Here is a 24,667-nt window from a genome sequence, read left to right on the forward strand (position 1 = left end):
CCAATGACAGAACTCGCCGTCCAGCCGCCCGCGGTCACGACCAGGTGGTGGCGCGACGCGGTGATCTACCAGGTGTACGTCCGCAGCTTCGCGGACGGCAACGGCGACGGGATCGGCGACCTGCTCGGCGTGCGCAGCCGCCTGCCGTACCTGGCCGACCTCGGCGTGGACGCCGTCTGGCTGACGCCGTTCTATCCCTCGCCGATGGCCGACTTCGGGTACGACGTGGCCGACTACCGGGACGTCGACCCGATCTTCGGGTCGCTGGACGACGCCCGGGCGCTGATCGCGGACGCCCACGCGCTGGGCATCCGGATCATCGTGGACGTGGTGCCCAACCACACCTCCGACCGGCACCCCTGGTTCCAGGCGGCGCTGCGGGCGGAGCCGGGCGGCCCTGAGCGGGAGCGCTACATCTTCCGCGAGGGCAAGGGCGCGGCGGGCGAACTGCCGCCCAACGACTGGGAGTCGATCTTCGGCGGGCCGGCCTGGACCCGGGTCGGGGACGGCCAGTGGTACCTGCACCTGTTCGCGCCCGAGCAGCCGGACCTCAACTGGGAGCACCCGGAGGTGCACGACGAGTTCGCCGACGTGCTGCGGTTCTGGCTGGACCTCGGCGTGGACGGCTTCCGCGTCGACGTGGCGCACGGCATGGTCAAGGCGCCGGGACTGCCCGACGTGGGCGCCTCTGGCCAGGCCGAGATGATCGGCGAGCAGGTCGTGCCGTTCTTCGACCAGGACGGCGTGCACGAGATCCACCGGACGTGGCGCCGCATCCTCGACTCCTACGACGGCGAGCGGATCGGGGTGGCGGAGGCGTGGGCGCCCTCACCCGAGCGGCTGGCCAACTACGTCCGCCCGGACGAGCTGCACCAGGCATTCAACTTCCACTTCCTCAAGACGCCGTGGGAGGCCGCCCGCTTCCGCGAGGTCATCGACGAGTCGGTGCGCACGTCGGCCCTGGTGGACGCGCCCCCGACCTGGGTGCTGTCCAACCACGACGTCAAGCGGCACGTCACCCGCTACGGCGGCGGCGAGCGCGGCCTGCGCAGGGCGCGGGCGGCGGCGCTGCTCATGCTCGCGCTGCCGGGCTCGGCCTACATCTACCAGGGCGAGGAGCTCGGGCTGCCCGAGGTGCTCGACCTGCCGGAGCGATACCTGCGGGACCCGCAGCGGCTGCGCGACCCCGACAGCGGCAGGGACGGCTGCCGGGTGCCGCTGCCGTGGACCGCCGCGGGGGAGCCGCCGCACGGCTTCACTCCGCCGGGCGTTCAGGAGAGCTGGCTGCCGATGCCGGCCGGCTGGGGCGACCTGTCGGTGGAGGCGCAACTGCGCGACGGCGCCTCGACCCTCGGCCTCTACCGGACCGCCCTCGCCCTCAGGCGGGAGCGTCCCGAGCTGGGCGACGGCACGCTGACCTGGCTCGACAGCCCGGCCGGCACGCTGGCGTTCCGCCGCGGCGAGTCGTTCGTCTGCGTCCTCAACATGACCTACGACTGGGTGGAGATCGGGGCGCCGGGCGACCTGCTGCTGGCCAGCGGAGGGCCGGAGACGTCGGGCGGAGTCGTGCGGCTCGCTCCCGACTCCGCGACCTGGTGGACCGGGATCTCTGTCTAGGGTGATGCTCATGAACACCACACGGCTCGCCGACATCGCCGCTCAGGCCGGAGTGAGCGAGGCGACGGTGAGCCGTGTGCTCAACGGCAAGGCGGGGGTCTCCGCGGCCACCCGCCAGGCCGTGCTCACCGCCCTCGACCTGATGGGCTACGAGCGGCCCCAGCGGCTGCGCAGGCGCAGCAACGGGCTGATCGGCCTGGTGATCCCGGAGCTCGGCAACCCGATCTTCCCGTCGTTCGCCCAGGCGATGGAGAAGTCGCTGATCCAGCACGGCTACACGCCGGTCCTGTGCACGCAGGAGCCCGGCGGCGCGCCCGAGGACGAGTTCACCGAGATGCTGCTCGACCGGGGCGTGTCCGGCATCGTGTTCGTGTCCGGCCTGCACGCCGACACCACCGCGAGAATGGACCGTTACACCCGGCTCACCGGCCGCGGGGTGCCGATCGTGTTCGTGGACGGCTACAACGAGGCCATCGCCGCGCCGTTCATCTCGCCGGACGACCGGCTCGCCGCGCGCCTGGCCGTACGGCACCTGGTGGACCTCGGGCACGAGCGCATCGGGCTGGCGCTGGGGCAGCGGCGGTTCGTCCCGGTCATCCGCAAGATCGAGGGCTTCCGGCAGGCGATGGAGCAACTGCTGGGCCTGACCGACGTCGACGACCTCGTCCAGCACTCGCTGTTCTCCGTGGAGGGCGGGCAGGCCGCCGCCGCCGCGCTGCTCGACCGGGGCTGCACCGGCGTCTTCTGCGCCAGCGACCTCATGGCGCTCGGCGCGATCCGCGCCGCCCGCGAGCGGGGGCTGTCGGTGCCCGGGGACGTGTCGGTCGTCGGGTTCGACGACTCGCCGTTAATGGCGTTCACCGACCCGCCGCTGACGACCGTGCGCAAGCCGATCGGCGCGATGGCGGCCGCGGCCGTCGAGACCCTGCTAGAAGAGATCGGTGGCACCCCCGCCAAGCACGTCGAACTGGTCTACCGCCCCGAACTCGTGGTGCGCGGCTCCACCAGCTCAGGCCCCCTCCTCAACCGCTAACCCCCACACCCCCCACCGTGATCTTGTAGTTTGTCGCACGCACGGCCGCCGACCTGGGCGTCCACCGTGCGTGATCATGCACTGAACGGTGTCAAACCCCGTGTGACCTCGAAAGACGCCCTCGGTGATCATGCACCGCAGGGTCCTCGCCCCCGTCCGCGAGAGCCCGGACGCGTCGCGGGGCGCGGTGCCGTGAGACGACGCCGGGCCCGTGACCGCCGGTGAGCGGTCGCGGGCCCGGCACCCATGGACGTGCCCGGGTCGCGGGCACGAGCATGGCACCGGCTCCGTCGAGGGAGGAAGGGCGGAACCGGCGAGCAGGGGAGGCTCAGGCGGCGTTCAGGGACGCAGCGCCGCGGCCTCGGAGGCGAGTTTCTCGATCCTGGTGAAGTCGCCCGCCGTCACCAGGCTGCGCGGCGTGAGCCAGCTTCCGCCGACGCAGCCGACGTTCGGCAGGGCGAGGTAGGCGGGCGCGTTCGACGGGGTGATCCCGCCCGTGGGGCAGAACCGCACATCGGGCAGCGGGCCGCCGAGCGCCTTGAGGTAGGAGACGCCGCCGGCGGGCTCGGCGGGGAAGAACTTCAGCTCGCGCACCCCGCGCTCGGCCAGCGTCATCGCCTCGGTGGCCGTGGCGACGCCGGGCAGGAACGGCACGCCGGAGGCGAGCATGGCCGCGAGCAGGCCGGGCGTGGTGCCGGGGGAGACGAGGAAGCGGGAGCCGGCCTCCGCCGCGGCCTCCACGTCCTCCGGCGAGCGCACGGTGCCCGCGCCGACGACGGCCTCGGGCACCTCGGCGGCGATCCGCCGGATGGCGTCGAGGGCGGCCGGGGTCCGCAGCGTGACCTCGATGACCGGCAGGCCGCCGCCCACCAGTGCCCGGGCGAGGGGGACGGCGCTCCCTGCGTCCTCGAGGACGACCACGGGGATGACCGGCGCGAGGTCGAGAAGGTTGGTCATACACGCTCCACATCGGGAAATCGTTGGGCGAGCCAGGCGGCCGAGCCCGTGAGCGCAGGCTGCTCGGCGATGATCAGTGAGGTGGCGATCGCGGCCGCGTACTCCGCCAGCGCCGGGGCGGTCGTCTCGAACCGGGCACGGAACGCGCTGCCCGGGATCCGATCGACCATGCGCGGCAGCACGCCGCCGCCGAGATAGACCCCGCCCCGCGCGCCGAGGGTGAGCGCCACGCCGCCGGCGAAGCCGCCGAGCAGAGCGAGGAAGACCTCGACGGTCTCGACGCAGAGCGGGTCGCCGGAGGAGGTGATCTGCGCCGCCGTGCGCGCCTCGGGCGCGACGCCGCGGACGAGCGCGAGGCCGCGGTGCAGCCGCGGCAGCCCGGTGCCCGACAGCAGGTGCTCGGCGTCCACGTACGGCAGGCCGTCCGCGTGCAGCGCCCGCACGATCTCCATCTCCAGGTCCGTGACGACGGGAACGGCGACGTGCCCGCCCTCGCCCGGCACCGGCTGCCAGCCCTCCCGTACGGGGATCAGCCCGGCCACGCCGAGCCCGGTGCCCGGCCCGAGCACGGCCTTCGCCAGGCCGGCGGCGGGCGGGGGGCCGCCGAGTGGCACGAGGTCGTCGCCCGCCAGGTGCGGCAGCGAGATGGCCAGCGCCTCGAAGTCGTTGAGCAGGATGGTGTGCGGGAGGCCGAGTTCGCGCACGGATCCTGACCATCCCGCGTTCGTCAGCCGGTACCGGTCCTTGTCGACCGGACCGGCGATCGCCAGGCACGCGGCCCCCGGCCGAACTCCGCCCGCATGGTCTGCGAGATAAGCGGCTACGGCATCGGCAAGGCCGAGATGCTGGGAAACGTCTAGAACGGCTACCGCCTCCGGCTGCCCTCCGGGCCGCGTCACCAAACCGAACCTGGCGTTGGTTCCGCCGATGTCCGCGACCAGCCAGGGAAGGCTCACGCGGCACCTCCGAAGACACTCGCGCCGCGCTCGGCCGGGCCGACCGCGCGGCGGAAGGAGGCGAACAGCTCGCGGCCGGTGCCGGTCCACTGCTCGTCGGTCAGCGGCGCGCCCTGGGGCGTACGGCCGGTGAGGTCGGCGAGGACGGTGAGCGTGCCGGCGGCCGAGTCGAGGCGGATCACGTCGCCGTCGCGGACCAGCGCGATCGGCCCGCCGTCGGCGGCCTCGGGGGACAGGTGGATCGCCGCGGGGACCTTCCCCGAGGCGCCGGACATGCGGCCGTCGGTGACGATGGCCACCTGCTGGCCGCGGTCGAGCAGTACGGCCAGCGGCGGCGTGAGCTTGTGCAGCTCCGGCATGCCGTTGGCCCGCGGGCCCTGGTAGCGGACGACGGCGACGAAGTCCTGCCCGTCGAGCTCGCCCCGCTCGAACGCGGCGAGCAGGTCGAGCTGGTCGTCGAACACCTTGGCGGGGGCCTCGATCACCAGGTGCTGGGGCTTGACGGCGGAGACCTTGCTCACCGCCCGGCCGAGGTTGCCCGACAGCATGTGGATGCCGCCGTCGGGGGAGAAGGGCTCGGCGACCGGCCGCAGGACGCTCGGGTCGGAGCCGGGCTCGGTCCGCTCCTCCCACACCAGCGCGCCCTCCTTGAGCACGGGAGCGGCGCGGTAGTGGCCGAGGCCGCGTCCCGCGACCGTGAGCACGTCCTCGTGCAGCAGCCCGGCGTCGAGCAGCTCGCCGATGAACACCGCCATGCCGCCCGCGGCCTGGAAGTGGTTCACGTCGGCCTCGCCGTTGGGGTACATGCGGGTGATCAGCGGCACGACCTTGGAGAGGACCGCCATGTCGTCCCAGGTCAGCTCGATGCCGGCGGCCGCCGCCATGGCGACCAGGTGCATGGTGTGGTTGGTGGAGCCTCCGGAGGCGAGCAGCGCGACGACCGCGTTGACGATCGCCTTCTCGTCCACGACCTCGGCGACGGGCGTGTACTCCTCGCCGTGCGGGGTGATCTCGACCACCCGCCGCGCCGCCGCCCGGGTCAGCGCGTGACGCAGCTCGGTGTGCGGGTTGACGAACGTCGCCCCGGGCAGGTGGAGGCCCATGACCTCCACCAGGAGCTGGTTGGAGTTGGCGGTGCCGTAGAACGTGCAGGTTCCGGGGGAGTGGTAGGACGCGGCCTCGGCGTCGAGCATCTCCGCGCGGCCGATCCTGCCCTCCGCGAAAGACTGCCGCGCCCTGGCCTTGACCTTGTTGGGCAGGCCCGAGGTCATCGGCCCCGCGGGCACGAACATCGCGGGCAGGTGCCCGAAGCGCAGGGCGCCGATGAGCAACCCCGGAACGATCTTGTCGCAGACCCCGAGCAGCAGGGAGGCGTCGAACATGTCGTGCGACAGCGCGATCGCGGTCGCCATGGCGATGACGTCGCGGCTGTAGAGCGACAGCTCCATGCCGGCCCTGCCCTGGGTGACGCCGTCGCACATCGCGGGCACGCCGCCCGCCACCTGCGCCACGCCGCCCGCCTCGCGGACGGCCCGCTTCAGCTCCGGCGGGTAGGTCTCGTACGGCTGGTGGGCCGACAGCATGTCGTTGTACGACGTCACGATGGCCACGCCGGGCTTCGCCGTGCCGCGCAGGTCGAGCTTGTCGCCCGCGGGCGCGGCCGCGAAGCCGTGGGCCAGGTTGGCGCAGGCGAGCCGCGCCCGGGCCGGCCCCCGCTCGCGCAGTTCGGCCCCGGCGCGGCGCGCCCGCTCCAGGTAGGCCTCGCGGCTGTCTCGGCTGCGCGCCACCACGCGCTCGGTGACCTCGGTGATAACGGGGTTCGTCACGGAAGGTCCTCTCCTGCCGGTGCCGCCGCGAGGCGGGGTTCAACGTGTCCCGGGCTCGTCGCCGCGGGGACATGTGCCCGGCGACCGGTCCGGCCCCCGATTCCTTGATCGGGCACCAGGTGTCGATTGGGCACGGAAGGGACAGTATCGGGAAGTTCTGCCACTTATCAAGCCGAGTTTTGTAACTCCGAATGAATAAGTCATTGAACTTTGGTGAGTCCCTATGCTTCACTTACGCGTGATGTCACGTTTAGCTACCGTCGGCGAGGTCTTCCAGCTCATCCGGAGCGGGGAGGCGGTGACGCGTGCCGACATCGGCCGTGTGACGGGCCTGTCCCGGCCGGCGGTCGCGCACCGGGTCGCCGACCTGCTGCGGCGCGGGCTGATCGTGGAGGACGCGGAGGGGCCGTCCACCGGAGGCCGCCCGCCCGTACGGCTGCGCTTCGCCGCCTCGGGGGGAGTCGTCCCGGTGGCCTCGCTCGGCGCCCGCCGCACCCAGATCGCGCTGTGCGACCTCGCGGGCGAGGTGCTGAGCCGTACGGACCTGGACATCGACGTCGAGGAGGGGCCGGACGTCGTGCTGCCCCTGCTCATGGACACCTGGGAGAAGCTGCTCGACGGGCGGGACGACGTCGTCGGCATCGGGCTCGGCGTTCCGGCGACCGTGGAGTTCGCCGCCGGGCGGGTTGAGAGCGCCCGTGTGATGGCGAGCTGGACCGGCGTGGTGATCCCGCCGGTCATCGCGGAGCGGTTCCACGTGCCGGTGCTCGTGGACAACGACGTGAACGTCATCGCGATGGGCGAGCACCGCGTCGTCTACGCCTCCGAACTCGACGACCTGCTGTTCGTGAAGGTCTCCACCCGCATCGGCGCGGGCGTGATCTCCGGGGGCGGCATCCTGCGCGGCGCCCTCGGCGCCGCCGGGGAGATCGGGCACATCCCGGTGCGGGACGGCGGAGGCGTGCTGTGCCGCTGCGGCAACCTCGACTGCGTCGACTCGGTCGCCAGCGGCACCGCGATCCTGCGCGGCCTGCGGGCCAAGGGCCGCGACGTGACGTCGCTGGCCGACGTGACCGCACTGGTCCGCGCCGGCGACGCGGAGACCATGGCCGTGGTGCGGCAGGCGGGCCGCTGGCTAGGCGAGGTCATCTCCGGGGCGGTCAACCTGCTCAACCCCGCGGTCGTGGTCCTCGGCGGCGATGTCGCCGAGATGTTCCAGCCGCTGGTGTCCGGCGTACGCGAGGTCGTCTACCGGCGATCCACCCAGCTCGCCACCCGCAGCCTGCGCATCGAGCGCGGCCGCCTCGGGCCGGGCGCGGGCATCACCGGCTGCGCCCTCATGGTCCTCGACCACGTCCTGTCGGCCCAGGCCATCGACGCCGCCGCCCGCTGACCGCGGCGCCGGGGCGGGGACGGGATGAGGACGGATCTCCCGGCCGATGGCACTAGGCTCTGTGCCGATCTTCCATGCCCCCAGGAGTCCTTCGTGCGTGAACGTGTCCGCCGCCTGATCGAGTCGCGGCGGTTCCAGCAGGCGATCACCGTGGTGATCATCGTCAACGCGGCCACGCTGGGCGTCGAGACCTCCGCGGAGGCTGTCGCCCGCTACGGCACGGCACTGCACCTCGCCGACCACGTCGCGCTGTACATCTTCGTGGTGGAGCTCCTGGCCAAGATGTACGTCTACCGGTGGCGGTTCTTCCGCGACTCCTGGAACGTCTTCGACCTGCTGATCGTCGGCATATCGTTCCTCCCCACCGCGGGCGGCCTGTCGGTGCTGCGGGCGCTGCGCGTCCTGCGGGCGCTGCGGCTGATCTCGGTGGTGCCGTCGCTTCGCCGGGTGGTCTCCGCGCTGCTCACCGCCATCCCCGGGATGACGTCGATCGTCGTCCTGCTCGGCCTCGTCCTCTACGTCGCCGCCGTCATGGGCACCAAGCTGTACGGCGCGGCCGCGCCGCAGTATTTCGGCGACCTGCCCACGACGCTGTACACGCTGTTCCAGGTCATGACGGGAGACGGCTGGTCGGAGATCAACCGCGAGCTGATGGTGTCGCACCCCTCGTCGTGGATCTACTTCGTGGTGTTCGTCCTCATCTGCACCTTCGTCGTGCTGAACCTCTTCATCGCGGTCGTCGTGAGCGCGATGGAGGAGGAGGCCAGGGCCGACAGTTCGACGCTCGCCGAGCTGACGGCCCTGCGCGAGGAGATCAGGGGCCTGCGCGAAAGCCTGGGCGAACGGGTGCCCAGCGCGTGACCGGCCTCCCCGTGGCCCACACGGCCCGTGGCCGCGTACGGACCCGAGACCGGGCGATCCGCGCCCGCGCGTGAGCCGCGGGGACTACGGGACCAGCACGATCCTGCCGAACACCTCGCCCGCGTCCATCTTCCGGTGCGCAGCCACGGCGTGCTCCAGCGGCAGCACCTCGTGCACCACCGTCCGCAGCTCCCCTCGGGTCGCGGCGGCGAACTGCGCGGTTCTCACGGCACGCCGGGCGGGCCCGGCTACGGTGCCGGCGCTGAAGGTGGCGAACGACAACGACTTGCGGAACGACGCCATCAGCGTGGTCCCGAAGTCCGCGGGTGGCTGCCCTCCGACCACGCCGACGACCACCATGCGGCCGTTCGGGTCGAGCCGTTCGAGGAAGGCGGGCATGCCGGGGCCGGCGACGACGTCGATGGCGACGTCGTAGCCCGCGGGACCGTCGCCGTCCCCCAGCCGGTCGAGCACGTGGGTCGCGCCGAGCGCGCGCAGGCGCTCCCCGCGCTCGGCGGACGAGGTCGTGACCGCCACCGCGCCCGCGCCGCCACGAGCCGCGAGCTGGACCGCCGTGATCCCGATGCTGCCGGCCGCGCCGCGCACCAGCACCGACTCACCGGGGGCGAAACGCGCGTGGGCGAGCGCGAAGTGGGCCACTACCCCTGAGCTGCCGAGCGTCACCGCGTCGACGGCGGACAGGTCCTCGGGGAGGGGAAGGACCTCCTCGACGGGAGCGGTCGCCTGTTCGGCGTAGCCGCCGCCCACGCCGGTGAACGCCCACACTCGCCGGCCGATCCACGAGGCGTCGACGCCGTCGCCGACGGCCGTCACGGTGCCCGCCACCTCGCCGCCGGGGACATGGCCCTCGGCGAAGCCGTAGGCGGCCAGGGCCCCGCGCCGGATCACGACGTCGACGCCGGCGACGCCGATCGCCTCGGTGGTGATCAACACATGACCCGCGGCGGGCGCCGGGGCGGGGACGTCGATGACTTCCATGCCATCCGGACTGCCGAACGCCTGAATCGCGACTGCCTTCAATGTCTTCTCCACACTGTGGGACCGGTCGGGGGGACTGGCCAGGACGCTAAAGGCCGCCGCGGGCCGCCTGGCTAAAGTGAGAGCGGTGAGCGACCGTTTGCCTCACCTGCTGCGCGCCGACGCCCTGGACAACCGGGAGCGCATCCTGGAGGCGGCCCGCGCGCTGTTCGCCGCCGAAGGCCTGAACGCTCCGATGCGGGAGATCGCCCGGCGGGCCGGAGTCGGCCCCGCCACCCTCTACCGCCGTTTCCCGACCAAGCGGACGCTGGTCGCGGAAGCCTTCGCCGACGAGATGCGCGCGTGCCACGCCATCGTCGAGGAGGGATGCGCCGACCCCGATCCGTGGCGCGGCTTCTGCCTCGTGATCGAGAGGATCTGCGAGCTGCACGCCCGCAACCAGGGCTTCACCGGCGCCTTCATGGCGGCCTTCCCCGGCGCGACGGACGTCGCGGCGAACCGGCGGCACATGCTGGACTCGCTCGCCGAACTCGCCCGCCGCGCCAAGGACACCGGCCACCTGCGCCCCGACTTCGTCCTGGACGACCTGATCCTCATGCTCACGGCCAACAGGGGCATCCACGCCGCCTCCACCGCCGCCCGGGTCGTGGCCTCCCGGCGCTTCGCCGCGCTGGTGATCCAGGCGTTTCACGTCCATCGGACGAAGACCGCCTAGGTCCTCGTCAGCAGCCGGTCGATCTGGGCGGTGAGCGGCGGGGCGCCGAGGCGGTTGTCGACCTCGTCGTACGGCACGGCGGGCGGCTCGTCCACGCGGATGGCACGCAGGTATTCGGCGAACCTGTCCAGCTTCTGCCCGTCCCTGGCGAGTCCCCGGCGGACCAGCCGCTCCCGCAGCGTGGGGCCGTCGGAGCGGATCCAGACCAGGCGCACCTCGGGGCCGCCCAGCGCGTCCACCCACGCCCGCCAGAGCGCCGCGTCGTGCACCTGGGAGGTGAACGGCCCGCCGAGCATCACCGGGCAGCCGTGGGAGCGGATCTCCCTGGCCGTCGCCGTCATCCCGGCGTACTCGTGCCGCTTGACATGCTCGTCGTACCACGGCCCTTCGCGTTCGCCCGGCGGCCTGCCGTGCGCGGCGAGCGTGGCCTCGACGAAGCCGCCGTACATCGTGTCCTTGTCGAGCAGCGCGGGCACGGGGTCGAGCCGGGCCAGCAGCAGGTCGCAGACTGTCGACTTGCCCGCGCCGGGCGGGCCGGACACCACCCAGACGGGAGCGCTCATCTCGGCGGCCCGTACGGCTCGATCGGCGGATCAGAGTAGGGCCCGCCGGCCTTCCCGTCGTCCGCCCCGCCGCCGTCGTGGCCGCCGACGCGCCGGCCGGCGTCCTCGGTCACCCGCAGGACGTACAGGTTCTTGTCCGGGTCGATCGGCACGAGGCCGTACGCGGTGTCGACCTCGTCCTCGCTGAGGTCGAGCCGCCGCATCGCGGCCTCCAGCGTCGCGGGCGCGGGAAGCCGCACGGTGATGAGCACCTCGGCCACCGGCCCCGCCTCCCCTGGTAACGCCGTGCGTTCAGGCCGCCTTGGCGGCGCGGCGGCGCAGCGCGGCGATGACGCCGGCGGCGTCCACCACGCCGTACCCGTAGTCGTGGTCATACCCTACGGCACTGCGATCATCGGCCGTCCGGCGCAGCAGGGTCCTGAGCTGGGCGGGGGACAGCACGGTGGAGGGCCACCGGGAGCGCACCGCGGCGACCAGCCCGGCCGCGACGGGGCAGGCCGCCGAGGTGCCGGAGTCGGGCTCCCCGTCGCCGAGCGCCCCCGAGCCGGCGAAGTGGGTGTAGGCGCAGATGTCGGGCTTGCGCGCCGTCAGCCGCCCCGGGCCCTGGGAGGAGTAGCCCACCCGCGTCCCGTTGGTGTCGATCCCGCCGATCGACAGCGCGCGTGGATGGGAGTTCGCCCCGACGATGGGCCGGTCGGGGTAGGCGCACCTGCCGTCGCGGCACTGCGTCCCGCAGTTGCCGGCGGCGAACAGGATGTCCGCCCCCGCCTCGGCCAGGCTGCCGACGATCAGGTTGAACGGATGGGCGGGGTTGTCGGAGTAGTTGCCGGGGTGACCGGCGGGGAAGTCCCAGCGCGGGGAGAACGACCCCCAGCTGTTGGTGACCACCAGCGCCCGCGACTCGGCGGGCTGGGCGTCGAGGACGTCGCGCAGGTGGGCGTACGCCGCGATCGCGTCGGACAGCAGGCCGTCGAGCGTCGAGCCGCCCTGCCGCCGGGACAGCAGCACGGGCACGTCCAGGAGCGACGCCTTGGGCGCGGCGATGAGCGAGTCGAAGGCGCACATCGTGCCGTGGTCGACCGGGAAGTCCCCGGGGGTTCCGGAGACGCTCTTGGGGCTCCAGCTTCGCTCGTGGTCGATCGTCACGTCGTGGCCGCGCGCGGCCTTGAGGTACGCCGCGTTGACGCCCGTGTCGATGACGGCCAGGGGGACGCCGGAGCCGTCCAGCCCCTCGGCCGACAGGTCGGCCACACGCAGCAGCCGTTCGACGTCGCGCCAGTCGCCGACGGCCGGATCGCCCGCGCAGGTGAGCGTCGTCTCGATGGCCGGGTCCGCGTACACCGCGACCACGTCGCGGCGGGTCGCCGGCAGGAGGGAGACCCTGCTGGTGACCTCGTCGTCGGCGATCTCGCCGCGGACCACGACCGACGCGTCCTGCGGCGCCATGGAGAAGACCAGCGGCTGGTTGAGCGACAGCGGGTCCCCGCCCGGGGACGCGGGCATCGGGCGGGGCACGGCCACGGGGGCGTAGGAGCGGTCGAGGACGACCCCGGGCAGGCCGTCGGCGACGTCCGACGCCGTCGAGGAGACCGACGGGTCGGCGACCGCGGCGACCAGGTCGGGGGACGGACGCAACTGGATGAGTACGCGCACGACGAGTCCACTCCGTTACTCGGCGAATTGTGACGGCGTTGTCACGCTACGCGACCACCTTGCTGCATCAGAGAGGCCGCGTCCACGCCTTCGCGGAAAACCGTCCCGTGGCGTCGCTCAGGTGCCGTGGGTCGCTCAGGTGCCGTGGGTCAGAAGCCGCACAGCTCCGAGAGGCTCTTGGCCGGCTTGTCGTTGGGAGTGGGGGTGGAGTGCGGGCTCGCCCCCGCGACGACCGGCGTGCGCGTGGGCGACGGGCTCGGCGAGGCGGACGGCGACACGGACCCCGTGGGGGAGCCCGATGGGGCCGCGGACGCCGTCGTTCCGCCGGAGGTCATCGGCGACGCGGTGGCCGCGACGGCGGCCCGATCGCTCATCGACTCGCGGATCGCCTCCAGGGTCAGCTTCCTGATCTTGGCCCAGTCGGGGTTGCCCGTGTAGATGAGCGGCGGCACGAACTGAAGGCTGGTGATCTTGGCGTTCCTGACCTTCATGCCGAGGGGGACGAGGTGTTCGAGCAGGTCGCGTGGGATGTCGGTGCGGAACATGTGCCGGGTCGCCGCCGCGATCTTGTTGAAGTTGGCGAGCACCGTGGTCGGGGTCACCTGCTGGGCGAGCGCGCCGATGACGCAGCGCTGGCGGCTCATGCGGGAGAAGTCGTCGCTGTCGACTCGCGAACGGCCGTACCAGAGCACCTCCTCGCCGTTCAGCGTGCGGTAACCGGCCTTGATGGTGCCGGCGGTGCCAAACTTGCCGCCCCACTTCACGTCCTGCTCGACCCGGATCTTGAGCCCGCCGACCGCGTCGATCAGGGCCGCGAAACCGTACATGTCGACCATCGCGTAGTAGTCGATGTGCAGGCCCAGGGTGTAGCCGATGGCGTCCTTGAGCGCCTGCGCGCCCCGGTTCTTGCCCCCCATGATCTCGGGGTTGTTGTCGGCGTAGTACCACACCGAGTTGAGCAGGCCCTGGCTCTCGTCGTTGAAGCCGTTGGGGAACACCTTGCGCAGCGGGCTGCTCGCGGGGAAGCGGACGTACTGGAGGTTGCGCGGCAGGCTGAACAGGACCGTGTTGCCGGTGGCGATGTTCACGCTGGCCACGGTCATCGAGTCGGTGCGCACCCCGATCCTGTTGCCCGCGGCGTCACCGCCGACCAGCAGGAAGTTCACCCGCTTGCGGCCGTTCCACGGGTCCTCCGCGCGTACGGGGGAGGGGGTCGAGCCGTCGTCGGCCGGAGCGAGGACGTCGTCGAGTAACTGGCCGGCCGTCCTGACCGTGTTCGCGGTGAAGGCGAACGGCGCCATCACGGCCACGCACAGCACCCCCGCGACGATGCCGGACACCACCTGCCCGGTCTGGTTCAGGCGCTGCGGGCGCAGGGCGACGAACGACAGCAGCACGAGCGCGAACCAGGCGAGCGCGAACACGGCCGCGCCCACCATCACGGCGGTCATCGTGCTTCCGCGCAGCACGACGCCCGCGTTGTCCTTCAGGTTGAGGACCAGGACCGCCAGGGCGACCAGCGCGACGCCGAACGTCACCAGCAGGGCGATGCCCGTACGGCGGTTGCCCGCCCGCAGATGGGCCGCCCCCGGGACCACGGCGGACAGGGCCGTCCAGCCGATCAGGGAGGCGGTGGTCAGCGGGCGCCCGAAACGCGCGGCCTCGCCGCGCGTGCCGGCCGCGCGCCGCGAACCCGTGGGCGCGCCTTCGCCCCCACCCCCGGCACGCTGGTCCGCCGCGCCGGGGACCCCGCCCGCCTCCGCGCCCGGCCCGGTCACGGGCTGACCGGGCTGACCAGGCTGAGTCGGGCCCCCGCCGGGCTGAGCTGCGTTTCCGCCAGGCTGACTGGGGCTCCCGCCCGGCCGGCTTGGGCGCCGGCCTTCGCGGGGACCTCCGGTGTCGTCAGCGGGACCCCCGTCTCGCATGGTTCACCGCTCTCTCCTCCAAGCTGTGGCTAGGGATTCTAACCCCCATATCCGGACAAGGTAGACGCAGTTCTCGGCCGCTGATCACGACACGGACGCGGACCCGACGACCCAGGTGTTGCACTGGTGGGTGGCCGGGCGGGTGTAGCCCTGGCGGAACCACGCGGCGTTGCTGCGCGTGCTCCCGTGGTCGCGCGTCCCTCCCGGCGGATCGCCCAGGTGGCTGTACGCCCACAGGAGGGTGTTGCGCCGGGTGGCGTCGATCGGGTACGAGGCCGAGACCGAGCGCATGAACATGGCGCCGAAGCACGTCGCCTGCAGTTCGTGCCGCCGGGTCAGGGCGAGCCGTCCGCTGCGCGAGGTGGAGTCGAGCGTCTGCCGCCACCAGGAGTCGGAGATGCCCGAGACGCTCTGGATGTGATGGCCGTACTCGTGGGCCATCATGCTGATGATGATCCCGTTCCACGACCCGAGCGGGCCGTACTCCTTGGCCATCGCCGAGGTGGAGGCGTAGATCGTGCTGTTTCTCGGGCAGTAGTACGGGACGTTGCTGCCGGGGGAGGGATAGTCGCCGCAGGCCCCCCTGCCCTTGCGGGCCGCGATCATGTAATTCGGCGGGCTCCAATCGATCCCGACCCGCTGCAGGGCCGGAGCCCACGCCTTGCCCATGCACGTCCCGGTCTTGAGGATCAGCGCCTTGAGCTGGGCGTGGTTGTAGATGTTGGAGTTCGCGGCCCGGCAGTTCGGCTTCGCCAGCGCCCCGGCCCGGTAGAGGCTGTTGTTCTTCGTCGTGCGGTTGAGCACCGGAGTCGGTCGCGTCGTGGGCTGTGAGGTGGGCCGCGAGGTGGGTTCGCGGGCCGGCTCCGTTTCCCGGGTGCCGTCCCGCGACGGGAACGGCGAGAAGGTGAGGGTCGGGAGCGCGCGGGCCGAGACCGTCTCGTCACGGTCCGGCAGGTTGGCCAGCGCGCTCACGACGACGACGAGAACGAAGGCGACCGCGAGCACGCCGACGAGCGCGCCGATGACCGCTCCGGCGCCGGACTTGCGGCGGGGCGGGCGCCAGGCGGGCGGCGGGTAGGGCGCGGCCGGCCCGCGCGGGGGAGGCGGAGGCTGCGGCGCCCATCCCGGCCCCTGCGGAGGCGTCCCCGGCCCCTGCGGTGGCATCAGGGGTCCTTGCGGCATGCCGGGTCCCTGGGGCATGCCGGGTCCCTGGGGCATGCCGGGCCCCTGCGGCGGCGCGGGCGCGAACGGCGCGCCCTGCGGCATGGGCGGTGTCCCCTGCGGGGGCGCCCCCCAGGGCGGAGCCGCCGGGGGCGGTGGGGCATGCGGTGAGGAATGCGCGGGGGACTGTGGGAGGGGCTGCGGCGGGGCCTGGGCGGCCTGGTTCCTCGGCGGGGCATGGAGCCCGCCGTCCTGCGGATACGGGTGGGCGCCCGGCCCGCCCGGCGCGTACGCCTGGCCGCCCGGATGGCCGCCCGGATGGCCCGCCGCTCCATAAGGCCCGTACGCGGGACCGGCAGGCGCGGCGGGAGGCGGCGGGTAGGCGCCGGGAGGCTGTGCCTGCCCCTGTGCCTGCCCCTGTGAGTGCCCCTGTGCGTACGGGCCTTCACCGGTCGCGCCCGGCCACCCCTGCGCCGGTGGGTACGGCTGCGTCCGCGGGTACGGCTGCGCGCCGCCCTGGGGCGGCCCCGCGGGCCGCTGCTGCGCCGGGCCCGGGGCGGGGGCGTTCCGCGGCGGAGGCGGTGGGTAGGAGGCAGCGCCGGGCTGCTCGACGGGCGGCTCGGCGGGCTGCTCGGCGGGCGGGGAAGGCCATCCTGACGGCCCGTTCCACGCTCCGGGCCCCGGCTGCGCCACGCCGCCCTCCTGGCCGCCCCAGGCGGGCGGGCCGTAGGGTCCGGGCGTCGCGCCGGGGGGCCGCCTTCCGTCGGGCGTCCCGTCCGGCGTCCTGTCCGGCGTCCTGTCCGCGGCCTCGGGCGGCGGTGGGAACGGCGGCCCGGAATAGGGATGACTCCCCCCGTGCGGATCCTCGGGAGGGTGCTGCTGCGCCACGACTTTGCCCCCTTTTATGGATTTGGGGCAGAAGGATACTGAAATCTCATCCATCACGGATGTTGCAGATGTCGGGCACGATGGGTAATCGACCGGCGTGATCTCTGCGATGTTCCGGAATCGCCGGGCTCGTCTGCCCTAGCGTTTTTCGCATGAATCTGCAGCAGCTCCGTTACGTGGTCGCCACTGCGGAGCACCGCACCATGACCGATGCCGCCAGATCGCTCTATATCGCGCAGCCCGCCCTGTCCCGCGCGATACGCGACCTCGAACGCGAACTCGGGATGACGCTGTTCGCGCGCTCGGGTCGCGGGGTCGTCGTGACGGCCCAGGGACGCCGGGTCGTGAAGCTGGCCCGCGAGGCCCTCGACGCGGTGGCCGAGATCGAGGCCCTCGCGACGCAGGGCAACTCGTCCGGCGCCGAACTGCGGATCGCCTCCACACCGAGCCTGGAGCCCGGTCTCGCCGGGCGCCTGCTGCCCGCCTACGCCGCCGAGCATCCCGGCATCCGGGTGCACATCGTGCGGTGCGAGGGCCGCGAGGGCGTGGTCAGCGCGCTCCGTGAGCAGCGCGCCGATCTCGGCCTGACCGATCTCCCCGTGCCCACCGACCTGGTGAGCCATCCGCTCGAACGCCAGGAGATCGTGCTGATCTCTCCTCCCGGCCTGGACCTGCCCGACCCCGTCCCGGTGGCCCGGCTGAACGGCATGCGGCTGGTCCTGCCCGCCGCCGGAAGCCCGCGCCGCAGGGAGTTCGACCACATCTTCGTCACGTACGGCGTCCGCCCGATCCCCGCCATCGAGTCCGACGAGCGCCGGGGCTGGCTGCGGGCCGTACGGGAGGGGCGGGTCTCGCTGCTGTGGTACCGGAGCATGGCCGAGCAGGCGGCCAGGGCCGGTCTGGTCGTCCGATCGCTCGATCCCTCCCTCCGGAAGGTCATCGCGGTCGTGCACGCCCGGCGGCGGCTGCCCGCGATGGCGCAGGACTTCGTGGCCTTGGCTGAGGGCGGCTCCGCGGCGTAATCGCATGCCCTGGAATTGGACCGTTCCACCCCACGCCCGGCGCCTCCCATGGAGCGTGTCGGCGGCGTCGCCGCGCCGCTCGCGGCCCTGTGCGCCCAGGTTGGCATGCGCCGCGTCGCCGCCGCCAGGGCGCCGGGCACGGGTCTGGACGCCGGTCCGGGCCGGAGGGGCAGCGGTGGTCACGGCGGCGGGATGACCGGACCGTTGCCCGGCCCGCCTCGACCGCGCTCTAGTACGCTGGCGGGCGATGTCCACTACGCCGATGCCCGCCGAGGCGCCCGGCCCTCCGTCCGTCCTGCGCCTGCGCGGCCGTGCCTTCGGCCCCGGCGACTTCGCGGTCATGGCCGTGGTCAACCGGACCCCCGACTCCTTCTATGACCGGGGATCGACCTACGCCTTCTCCGCCGCGGTGGACGCCGCCTCCCGCCTGGTGGAGGAAGGGGCGGACATCGTGGACATCGGCGGCGTGAAGGCCGGTCCCGGCGCCGAGGTCGACCCGGCCGAGGAGATCCGCCGCGTGGCCGAGGTCGTCGCCGCGGTGCGCGAACGGCACCCCGACGTGATCATCAGTGTCGACACCTGGCGGTCGGAGGTCGCCAAGGTCGTCGCGGAGGCCGGGGCCGACCTGCTCAACGACACCTGGGGCGGCGTGGACCCCGAGCTCGCGGAGGTCGCCGCGGCGTACGGCATCGGCCTGGTGTGCGCGCACGCCGGGCGGGTGGAGCCGCGCACCCGGCCCCACCGCGTCGCGTACGCGGACGTGGTGGCCGACGTGATCGCCTACACGACGGACCTCGCGGAGCGCGCCGTCGCCGCGGGCGTCCGCCGCGACGCGATCATGATCGACCCGGCCCACGACTTCGGCAAGAACACCTGGCACTCGCTGGAGATCGGCAGGCGGCTCGGCGAGCTGACGGCCACGGGGTGGCCGGTGCTGGTGGCCGTCTCCAACAAGGACTTCGTCGGGGAGACCCTGGGCGGCCTGCCCGTGTCCGAGCGCCACGCGGGCACGCTGGCCACGCTCACCGTCTCCGCGCTGCAGGGCGCGCGGGTGTTCCGCGTGCACGACGCGGCGAGCGCCCGTACGGCTCTCGCCGTGGTCTCCCGCCTCGGCGGCGCGCCGGTCTGAGCGGTGTCCGCCGCCAGCCCTATTTATGGTCAGCCGGGAAGCTCCCGCACTTCGAGGTTCCACGCCCGTCGGCAGCCGGTCACCCTGGCCCACGCGATGCGGGGGTCGATCGCGAACGCGTGCCGCGCGCTCGCGAGCGCGTCGAAGCCGCCGGGCCCCTTCCCGTCGTCGGCGCACTCGCGCATGCGGTCGGGGCCCAGAGAATCGCGGAACACGTCCTGCAGGGCCGAGCAGAAGTAGGCGTAGGCGGCGAAGCAGAGGCGAAGACGGGCCACCTGCGCGGACTCGTCCCGCCCGCCGTCGAGCACGGCGTCGACGATCTCCATCGGCGGCCTGGCGGCGCCTCCCGCGTACCCGATGTCGTAGAGGATCTCCTCCAGGTCTCCGCCCCCGCCGGGGCGGGCGTCCCTGAGCGCGTGGCCGATGGCCCTGGCCTTGCGGGTCAGTTCGTCCCGCACCAGCGCGGAGCACAGGTCGCCGAGCGAGGGCGGCGCGACGCCCGTCCCTTGACCGGCGACGTCCTCCATCGCGAGCACATACCGGTCGGCCTCCATGACGACCTCGGCCGCCTCCCCGCCGGGGCCTGCCGCCGTCAGGGAGGCGCCGGCGCGCACCAACCGGCGCGCCGACCGGATCAGGTCGCGGGCCAGTCCTCCGGACAACACGTGGCACAGAGCGACGTACGGCTCGCTCAGCCCGATCACCCGGCGGTAGAGGAGCCTGCGGCTCTCCGCGTAGTCGAGCAGCCCCACGCGCGCGATCTCGTCGAAGGAGCTGTCGAAGGCGTCCCTCGCCGGGATGCCTCGCCGTTCGAACGCCATGAGGGCGTCGTCGGACACCGAGATCATGAAGTAGACGTGGGGGATGCCGAATATGCCCTTGATCTCGTTGAGGAAGCGTGCGGCCTGGTCGGCGGACCCGATCTTGTCGAGTTCGTCCACGCCGACGAACACGTTCTCCCCTCGGGCGTGCGCGAACACGGCGACCCGGTCGGCGAAGCACCGGAACCGCTCCACGACCTCCGGATAGCCGAGCGGCTGTTCCGCGTGGGTGACGCTCCGGGCCATCCGGCCCTCGAACCCGGGGACGAGCGCGATCCCGCCCGACCACCCGAGGTCGCGCGACTGCAGGAACCGGACTCTGAGCAGGTTGTGTCTGGCCGCGGCCACGATGCCCGCCCGGGCCCGCCGGGCCGCGCGCCGCCGTGCGACCAGGCCGCTCCACCGCTTCACCTGGCGCGCCGGCCCGGACAGCGCGACGGCCGCCGCCGGCGCGACGATCCACACCATCGGCACTCCCAGGACGACGGAGACCGGCTTGGCCGCCACGAGCAGGAGGCCAAGGACGACGAGAGCGCGACGGGCGGCGGCGGTCCCGGCCTGCTCGGCCACGACGCGCCTGAGCCCGCGGAGACGCGGGCCCTGCGCCGTGAGGCCCGCGCGCCGGTGATCGGCGTAACGGGCGACCACGGCCCGGCAGAACGTGGCGAACAGGTGGAGCACGAAGTCGCGGGCCGCGTAGTCGACGGGCGCGGACACCATGCAGCGCAGGTCACCGCGCGTCGCGCCCGCAGGAACGCCCGGAGGAACGCCCGGAGGAGCGCCCGGAGGAGCGCCCGGAGGAGCGCCCGGGGAGGCCGGGGGCGGCCCGGGGGAGCAGTAGCGCCGCACGATCGTGGACTTGCCGGACCCCCGGGGACCGGCGATGCCGAGGCTGATCCCCGCGACGCTCCTGATCAGCGCGTCGACCTCGCCGATGGTCCGGGTGTCCACGTTGTACGCGCTGTCGTACACCTCGCTCAGGCCGGGGCTGCGGCTCACCGAGAAGGCGTGGTCGAAGCGGTTCTCCCGCATCGTGTTGAGGATGGTCCGCACCTGGGCGAGGAGTTCGACCCGGCTCACCGCCACGATCAGGCGGTCGCGCGCGAGCGCCAGCGCCGAGTGACGGTCGGGGACGAGTCCCGGGCGCAGGACCGTGTGCCCGGCGACGAGCCTGGTACGCGGCCCGGACAGCAGGCGGGTCGCGGCGGCCGCCGCCATCGTCGTGCCCCCCGCCCAGAACCCGATCCAGGACCAGTCCCACCACCAGGTGACGGCGCCGAACGCGAGCATGAGGGCGCCCGCGCCGGTGAGCCCGAGGCCGAGCCGGGTCCGTGCGGCCTGCTCGGGCTGCCGATCAGGACCGGGGAGGTCGCCGAGGCCGGGGCGGGCACGCCTGGACAGCTCGGCCAGGTAGGCGGCGTACTCGTCCGGCGCGAGGCTCAGCACCCGGTGCGCGCCGGTCAGCAGCCGCGACCGCACCTCGCTCCCGGGCAGGCGGAGGTCCGTCAGCGCGCTCCTGATCTCCGGCCGCGCCATCACCCGATCCAGCGCGGTCATGTACATGTCGAACAACGCCGGGTCCTCGAACAGCGGGTTCGGCTCCGGGCGGGCCACCGAGGCGCGCATCGCCCCTTCCTCTCGCCGGGGCCTCCAGCGTCCTGCCCGTGAGGCCGTCGCGGGCAGAGGCGGACGGGCAGGACCGCCGGCCGGAGGTCCCGGCGTGCGGAGGCCCGTCGCCCCTTCCGCGTACGGCGCGGGCGGGGCGATCTCAACCGGGCAGGGGGACGCTCCATTCGAGGTGGGTGCCGCCGGTCTCCGGGGAGGTGACGGTGCAGGCGCCGCCGAGTTGCTCGGCGCGTTCCGCGAGGTTGCGCAGGCCGCTGCGGCGGCCCTGGGCGGGGATGCCGACGCCGTCGTCGACGACCAGGAGTGTCAGCCGCCCGCCGGCGGCGCGGACGGTGACGTCCGCGCGGCCGGCCTTGGCGTGCCGCACCAGGTTCGACAGCGCCTCGCGCAGCACCGCGAGCAGATGCCCGGCGATCTCGGCGGGCACGTCGTTGTCGAGCCGGCCCTCCAGGCTCAGACCCGGCATGAAGCCCAGATGACCGCGGGCGCCCTCGACCAGATCGACGACCTGGGCCCGCAGGCTGGGCGCGCTGTGCTCCCGGGGGGTCTGCAGAGCGAAGATCGTCGAGCGGATCTGGCGGATCGTGGTGTCGAGTTCGTCGATGGCGGTCTGCAGCCGCGAGGACGCCTCGGGCCGCTCGACCAGGCGCACCGCGCTCATCAACGTCATCGCCACGGCGAACAGCCGCTGGATGACCACATCGTGCAGGTCCTTGGCGATCCGGTCGCGGTCTTCCAGCAGTCCGAGCCGTTCGGCGTCGCGGCGGGCCTCGGCCAGTTCGAGCGCGATGGCCGCCTGCCCGGCGAAGGCGTGCAGCATCCGCAGCTGCGACTGGCTGAACGGCATCCGCCCCGGCCGCTTGACCAGGGCGAGCACCCCGTGCACCGCCCCCGGCGCGCCCAGCGGCACCACGGCCACCGGTCCCGCGTCAGGACTCTCGGAACCGGCCGGCCACACCTCGCCGCCCGGGTCGTCCAGCGCCTGCGGCTCGCCGCTGAGGAACGCGCGGCCCGCCAGCGAACCCTCCACCGGCACCTGCCCCTCGCCGGGGGCGCTCTCGCCGGGGGCGGCGCCGTCGCCGGTGGTGTCGGCGGGGGCGGTGTCCCGCAGGGCCACGCGCAGGGTTTCGCGGCCTGGGCCGGGCAGCAGGATCGCCGTGGTGTCGGCGTCTGCCATCTCCCGCGCCCGCCGCGCGATGAGCGTCAGGACGTCCTGCGGCTCGCCCCCGGACAGCAGCCGGGTCGTGATGTCGGACGAGGCCTGCAACCAGGTCTCCCGCCGCCGGCTGTCCTCGTACAACCGGGCGTTCTCGATCGCGACGCCCGCGGCGGTGGCCAGGGCCACGACGATCGCCTCGTCGTCTTCGTCGAAGTCGCCGCCGCCGCGTTTCTCGGTCAGGTACAGGTTGCCGAACACCTCGTCGCGCACCCGGATCGGCACCCCGAGGAAGCTGCCCATGGGGGGATGCCCCGGGGGGAATCCGTAGGACTCCGGGTGGGTGGAGATGTGCGACAGCCGCAGCGTCTGCGGCTCCTTGATCAGCAGGCCGAGCAGGCCCAGCCCGTGCGGCCAGTGCTCGATCCTGGCGATCTCCTCCTCGCTGAGCCCAACGGGGACGAACTGGATGAGGGTGTTGTCCTCCCCGATCACGCCCATCGCCCCGTAGGTCGCGTCCACCAGCGTCGTCGCGGTCCCCACGATCCGGCGCAGCACGACCTCCAGGTCGAGGTCGCTGCCGATCGACACGACCGCCTCCAGCAGCGCGTGCACCCGGTCGCGCGTGGCCAGCACCGCTTCGAGACGCGACTGCAACTCGGCCAGCAGATCATCCAGCCGCATGCCGGGAAACAGCGGCCCCTGCTCGTTCTCCCTCATGACGCGAAGTCTGGCATCGCCGGAGGGCGGGTGCCCAGTGGGCGTCCCCCCGTGAGAGGCGACTCAGGCGTACAGGACGGAGAGGAACCGGACGAGGACCGCCTCGCGGGACGCGGCGGGCAGCGCGTCGAGCACGGCGTTCACGACCGCCATCCCGGACTGGCCGGCGCCGGCGAGGTCGATCCCCACCGACGCGGCGAGCTCGGCGAACGTGGCGTCGTCCAGCGCGTCGAGGTCGAGGGACGCGATGAGCTCGGGCAGGCCGTCGGGCACCTCGGCCAGCCCTCTCTTCCGCGCCGCCTCGGACGCCTCCGCGATCACCTCCAGCATCGCGCCGACCCCCGCCAGCGTCACGCCGGTGACCGTCACGTGGATGTTGGCCGGGATCCCGGCGTACGACAGCTGCGGCTGGAGGAACCAGCCGAGCCTGCGCGCCTCGTCGGCGAGCACGAAGACGTCCACCTCGGGGGAGCCCGCGATGGCGACCAGCGCGGCCTCCGGCTCGCCCAGCACCCGCAGGCCGGGGATCTCGCGCACGCCCTCCACCAGCCGCCTGGTCGCCTCCAGCGTCCTGCGGCCGAGCTCCAGGTAGCCCTCCCGGCCGAGGGCCCGCAGGGTCGCCCAGGCGCCGCCGAGCGGGCCGGCCGACCGGGAGCTCTGCGCGGTGGCGTTGACGATCGTGTAGCCGGGCCAGGCCGCCGAGGCGAAGTAGGCCCTGCGGCGCAGTTCCGCGTCGCGGAACAGCAGCACCGACGCCCCCTTCGGCGCGTACCCGAACTTGTGCAGGTCGCAGGAGATCGAGGTGACGCCGGGCACGCTCAGGTCGAAGGGCGGGACCGTGGCGCCCGCCGCGCGCAGCCACGGCAGCAGCCAGCCGCCGACGCAGGCGTCCACGTGGCACGGCACGCCGCGGGCGGCGGCGAGCGCGGCGACCTCCTCGACCGGGTCGACGACGCCCTGCGGGTAGGACGGCGCGGAGACGACCGCCAGCGCGGTCCGCTCGTCCAGGGCGTCCTCGAACGCCGGGACGACGGCGCGGTAGGTGGCGAGGTCCACCGGGACCGGCACGATCTCCATGCCGAGGTAGTGCGCGGCCTTGTGGAACGCCGGGTGCGCGGTGACAGGGAGCACGATCCGGGTGGCGCCGGGGCGGGCGTCGCGGGCGGCCTTCACCGCCAGCATGATCGACTCGGTGCCGCCGCCGGTGAAGATGCCCGGCGCGCCGGGACGCCCGAGCAGCTCGGCGACCGCCCCGACGACCTGCCGCTCGAGCGCGACCATGCTGGGGAAGGCCGTCGGGTCGAGCATGTTGACCTCGAGCATCTCCGCGTACGCCCGATGCGCTGCCTCGTGCACCTCCGGCAGGCCGGTGTCGTAGACGTAGGCCGTCACCTTGCCGCCGCGGACCGGAAGGTCGGCGGCCTTCAGCGCGGTCAGCTCGGCGAGCAGTTCGGCGACGGGCATGCCGTGGTCGGGAAGCATGGAACTCCTCAACGTGCCAGGGGGATCCGGACGACGGCGCGCGGTCCGGGGGAGGCGTCCTCCAGGTGGACCGTACCGCCGGTGGCCGTGGGCCCGCGCGCCGGTGACCGGCGTGAGGGGCGGGCGGAAGCCGGGCGCGACGGCGCCGGACGATGCCGCCGATC

General features: G+C 73.3%; 20 protein-coding genes. 8 read left to right on the forward strand and 12 right to left on the reverse strand.

Annotated elements, in window-relative coordinates:
* The first annotated feature begins 3 nt into the window (after window positions 1–3).
* Together HHX31_RS07010 and HHX31_RS07015 are read left to right on the forward strand one after the other, a co-directional pair.
* Complete coding sequence (locus HHX31_RS07010; protein WP_169946236.1) at window positions 4–1,617, forward strand: glycoside hydrolase family 13 protein; 1,614 nt, start codon at window positions 4–6, stop codon at window positions 1,615–1,617.
* A 10-nt stretch (window positions 1,618–1,627) separates the two neighbouring features.
* On the forward strand, window positions 1,628–2,650 hold the full coding sequence (locus HHX31_RS07015; RefSeq protein WP_169946238.1) for a LacI family DNA-binding transcriptional regulator: 1,023 nt from the start codon (window positions 1,628–1,630) through the stop codon (window positions 2,648–2,650).
* 339 nt (window positions 2,651–2,989) lie between these two features.
* On the opposite strand, the gene eda is transcribed toward HHX31_RS07015, so the two are convergent.
* The 3 genes from eda to edd are packed head-to-tail and all read right to left on the reverse strand — an operon-like array spanning window position 2,990 to window position 6,389.
* The gene (gene eda, locus HHX31_RS07020; RefSeq protein WP_169946241.1) at window positions 2,990–3,607 is read right to left on the reverse strand and encodes a bifunctional 4-hydroxy-2-oxoglutarate aldolase/2-dehydro-3-deoxy-phosphogluconate aldolase; all 618 of its coding nucleotides are present in this window, start codon (window positions 3,605–3,607) and stop codon (window positions 2,990–2,992) included.
* A complete protein-coding gene (locus tag HHX31_RS07025) occupies window positions 3,604–4,653 on the reverse strand; it encodes a glucokinase (RefSeq protein WP_311931638.1) in 1,050 nt (349 codons plus the stop codon). The genes eda and HHX31_RS07025 overlap by 4 nt, the downstream gene beginning before the upstream one ends.
* A complete protein-coding gene (gene edd / locus HHX31_RS07030; RefSeq protein WP_169946245.1) occupies window positions 4,560–6,389 on the reverse strand; it encodes a phosphogluconate dehydratase in 1,830 nt (609 codons plus the stop codon). The genes HHX31_RS07025 and edd overlap by 94 nt, the downstream gene beginning before the upstream one ends.
* Before the next feature lie 241 nt (window positions 6,390–6,630).
* Here edd and HHX31_RS07035 point away from each other — a divergent pair, with 241 nt between their 5' ends.
* Window positions 6,631–7,782 (forward strand): ROK family transcriptional regulator, encoded by a 1,152-nt coding sequence (locus HHX31_RS07035; RefSeq protein ID WP_169946247.1) that lies wholly within the window; start codon window positions 6,631–6,633, stop codon window positions 7,780–7,782.
* A 93-nt stretch (window positions 7,783–7,875) separates the two neighbouring features.
* Complete coding sequence (locus HHX31_RS07040) at window positions 7,876–8,643, forward strand: ion transporter (RefSeq protein ID WP_311931639.1); 768 nt, start codon at window positions 7,876–7,878, stop codon at window positions 8,641–8,643.
* Between the two features lie 84 nt (window positions 8,644–8,727).
* Here HHX31_RS07040 and HHX31_RS07045 read toward each other — a convergent pair whose 3' ends face one another.
* Window positions 8,728–9,642, reverse strand: coding sequence for a zinc-binding dehydrogenase (locus tag HHX31_RS07045; protein ID WP_249345676.1), 915 nt, complete (start codon window positions 9,640–9,642; stop codon window positions 8,728–8,730).
* Window positions 9,643–9,769: 127 nt separating this feature from the next.
* On the opposite strand from HHX31_RS07045, the gene HHX31_RS07050 reads away from it, so the two are divergent.
* Window positions 9,770–10,357: a TetR/AcrR family transcriptional regulator gene (locus HHX31_RS07050; RefSeq protein ID WP_169946252.1), complete on the forward strand. Its 588-nt coding sequence runs from the start codon at window positions 9,770–9,772 to the stop codon at window positions 10,355–10,357.
* Here HHX31_RS07050 and HHX31_RS07055 read toward each other — a convergent pair.
* From HHX31_RS07055 to HHX31_RS07075, 5 genes are all read right to left on the reverse strand, one after another.
* On the reverse strand, window positions 10,354–10,920 hold the full coding sequence (locus tag HHX31_RS07055; RefSeq protein WP_169946254.1) for an AAA family ATPase: 567 nt from the start codon (window positions 10,918–10,920) through the stop codon (window positions 10,354–10,356). The two genes, HHX31_RS07050 and HHX31_RS07055, sit on opposite strands and share 4 nt — an antisense overlap.
* A complete protein-coding gene (locus HHX31_RS07060; RefSeq protein WP_311931640.1) occupies window positions 10,917–11,180 on the reverse strand; it encodes a hypothetical protein in 264 nt (87 codons plus the stop codon). Before HHX31_RS07060 ends, HHX31_RS07055 begins: the two co-directional genes overlap by 4 nt.
* 31 nt (window positions 11,181–11,211) lie before the next feature.
* The gene (locus HHX31_RS07065) at window positions 11,212–12,573 is read right to left on the reverse strand and encodes a S8 family serine peptidase (protein ID WP_169946256.1); all 1,362 of its coding nucleotides are present in this window, start codon (window positions 12,571–12,573) and stop codon (window positions 11,212–11,214) included.
* A 149-nt stretch (window positions 12,574–12,722) separates the two neighbouring features.
* A complete protein-coding gene (locus HHX31_RS07070) occupies window positions 12,723–14,351 on the reverse strand; it encodes an LCP family protein (RefSeq protein WP_311931641.1) in 1,629 nt (542 codons plus the stop codon).
* A 231-nt stretch (window positions 14,352–14,582) separates the two neighbouring features.
* Window positions 14,583–15,662, reverse strand: a complete 1,080-nt coding sequence (locus tag HHX31_RS07075; protein ID WP_249345678.1) for a neutral zinc metallopeptidase — start codon at window positions 15,660–15,662, stop codon at window positions 14,583–14,585.
* Window positions 15,663–15,833: 171 nt separating this feature from the next.
* Between HHX31_RS07075 and HHX31_RS07080 the strand changes: the two genes are divergently transcribed.
* The 3 genes from HHX31_RS07080 (at window position 15,834) to folP (ending at window position 18,698) form a co-directional block, all read left to right on the forward strand.
* On the forward strand, window positions 15,834–16,082 hold the full coding sequence (locus HHX31_RS07080; RefSeq protein ID WP_169946262.1) for a hypothetical protein: 249 nt from the start codon (window positions 15,834–15,836) through the stop codon (window positions 16,080–16,082).
* A gap of 617 nt (window positions 16,083–16,699) precedes the next feature.
* Window positions 16,700–17,569 carry a LysR family transcriptional regulator gene (locus HHX31_RS07085; RefSeq protein ID WP_169946264.1) on the forward strand — a complete coding sequence of 290 codons (870 nt, stop codon included), beginning with the start codon at window positions 16,700–16,702 and terminating at the stop codon, window positions 17,567–17,569.
* A gap of 247 nt (window positions 17,570–17,816) precedes the next feature.
* On the forward strand, window positions 17,817–18,698 hold the full coding sequence (gene folP, locus HHX31_RS07090; RefSeq protein WP_249345680.1) for a dihydropteroate synthase: 882 nt from the start codon (window positions 17,817–17,819) through the stop codon (window positions 18,696–18,698).
* 29 nt (window positions 18,699–18,727) lie between these two features.
* Here the strand turns inward: folP and HHX31_RS07095 are convergent, their stop codons facing one another.
* The 3 genes from HHX31_RS07095 to HHX31_RS07105 all read right to left on the reverse strand — a co-directional run bounded on the left by HHX31_RS07095 (window position 18,728) and on the right by HHX31_RS07105 (window position 24,503).
* A complete protein-coding gene (locus tag HHX31_RS07095) occupies window positions 18,728–21,145 on the reverse strand; it encodes a hypothetical protein (RefSeq protein ID WP_169946266.1) in 2,418 nt (805 codons plus the stop codon).
* 142 nt (window positions 21,146–21,287) lie between these two features.
* On the reverse strand, window positions 21,288–23,021 hold the full coding sequence (locus tag HHX31_RS07100; protein WP_169946268.1) for a GAF domain-containing protein: 1,734 nt from the start codon (window positions 23,019–23,021) through the stop codon (window positions 21,288–21,290).
* 63 nt (window positions 23,022–23,084) lie between these two features.
* The gene (locus HHX31_RS07105; RefSeq protein ID WP_169946270.1) at window positions 23,085–24,503 is read right to left on the reverse strand and encodes an aspartate aminotransferase family protein; all 1,419 of its coding nucleotides are present in this window, start codon (window positions 24,501–24,503) and stop codon (window positions 23,085–23,087) included.
* Window positions 24,504–24,667 lie beyond the last annotated feature (164 nt).

This window comes from Microbispora sp. H11081 (assembly GCF_012999535.1).
GTDB lineage: Bacteria > Actinomycetota > Actinomycetes > Streptosporangiales > Streptosporangiaceae > Microbispora.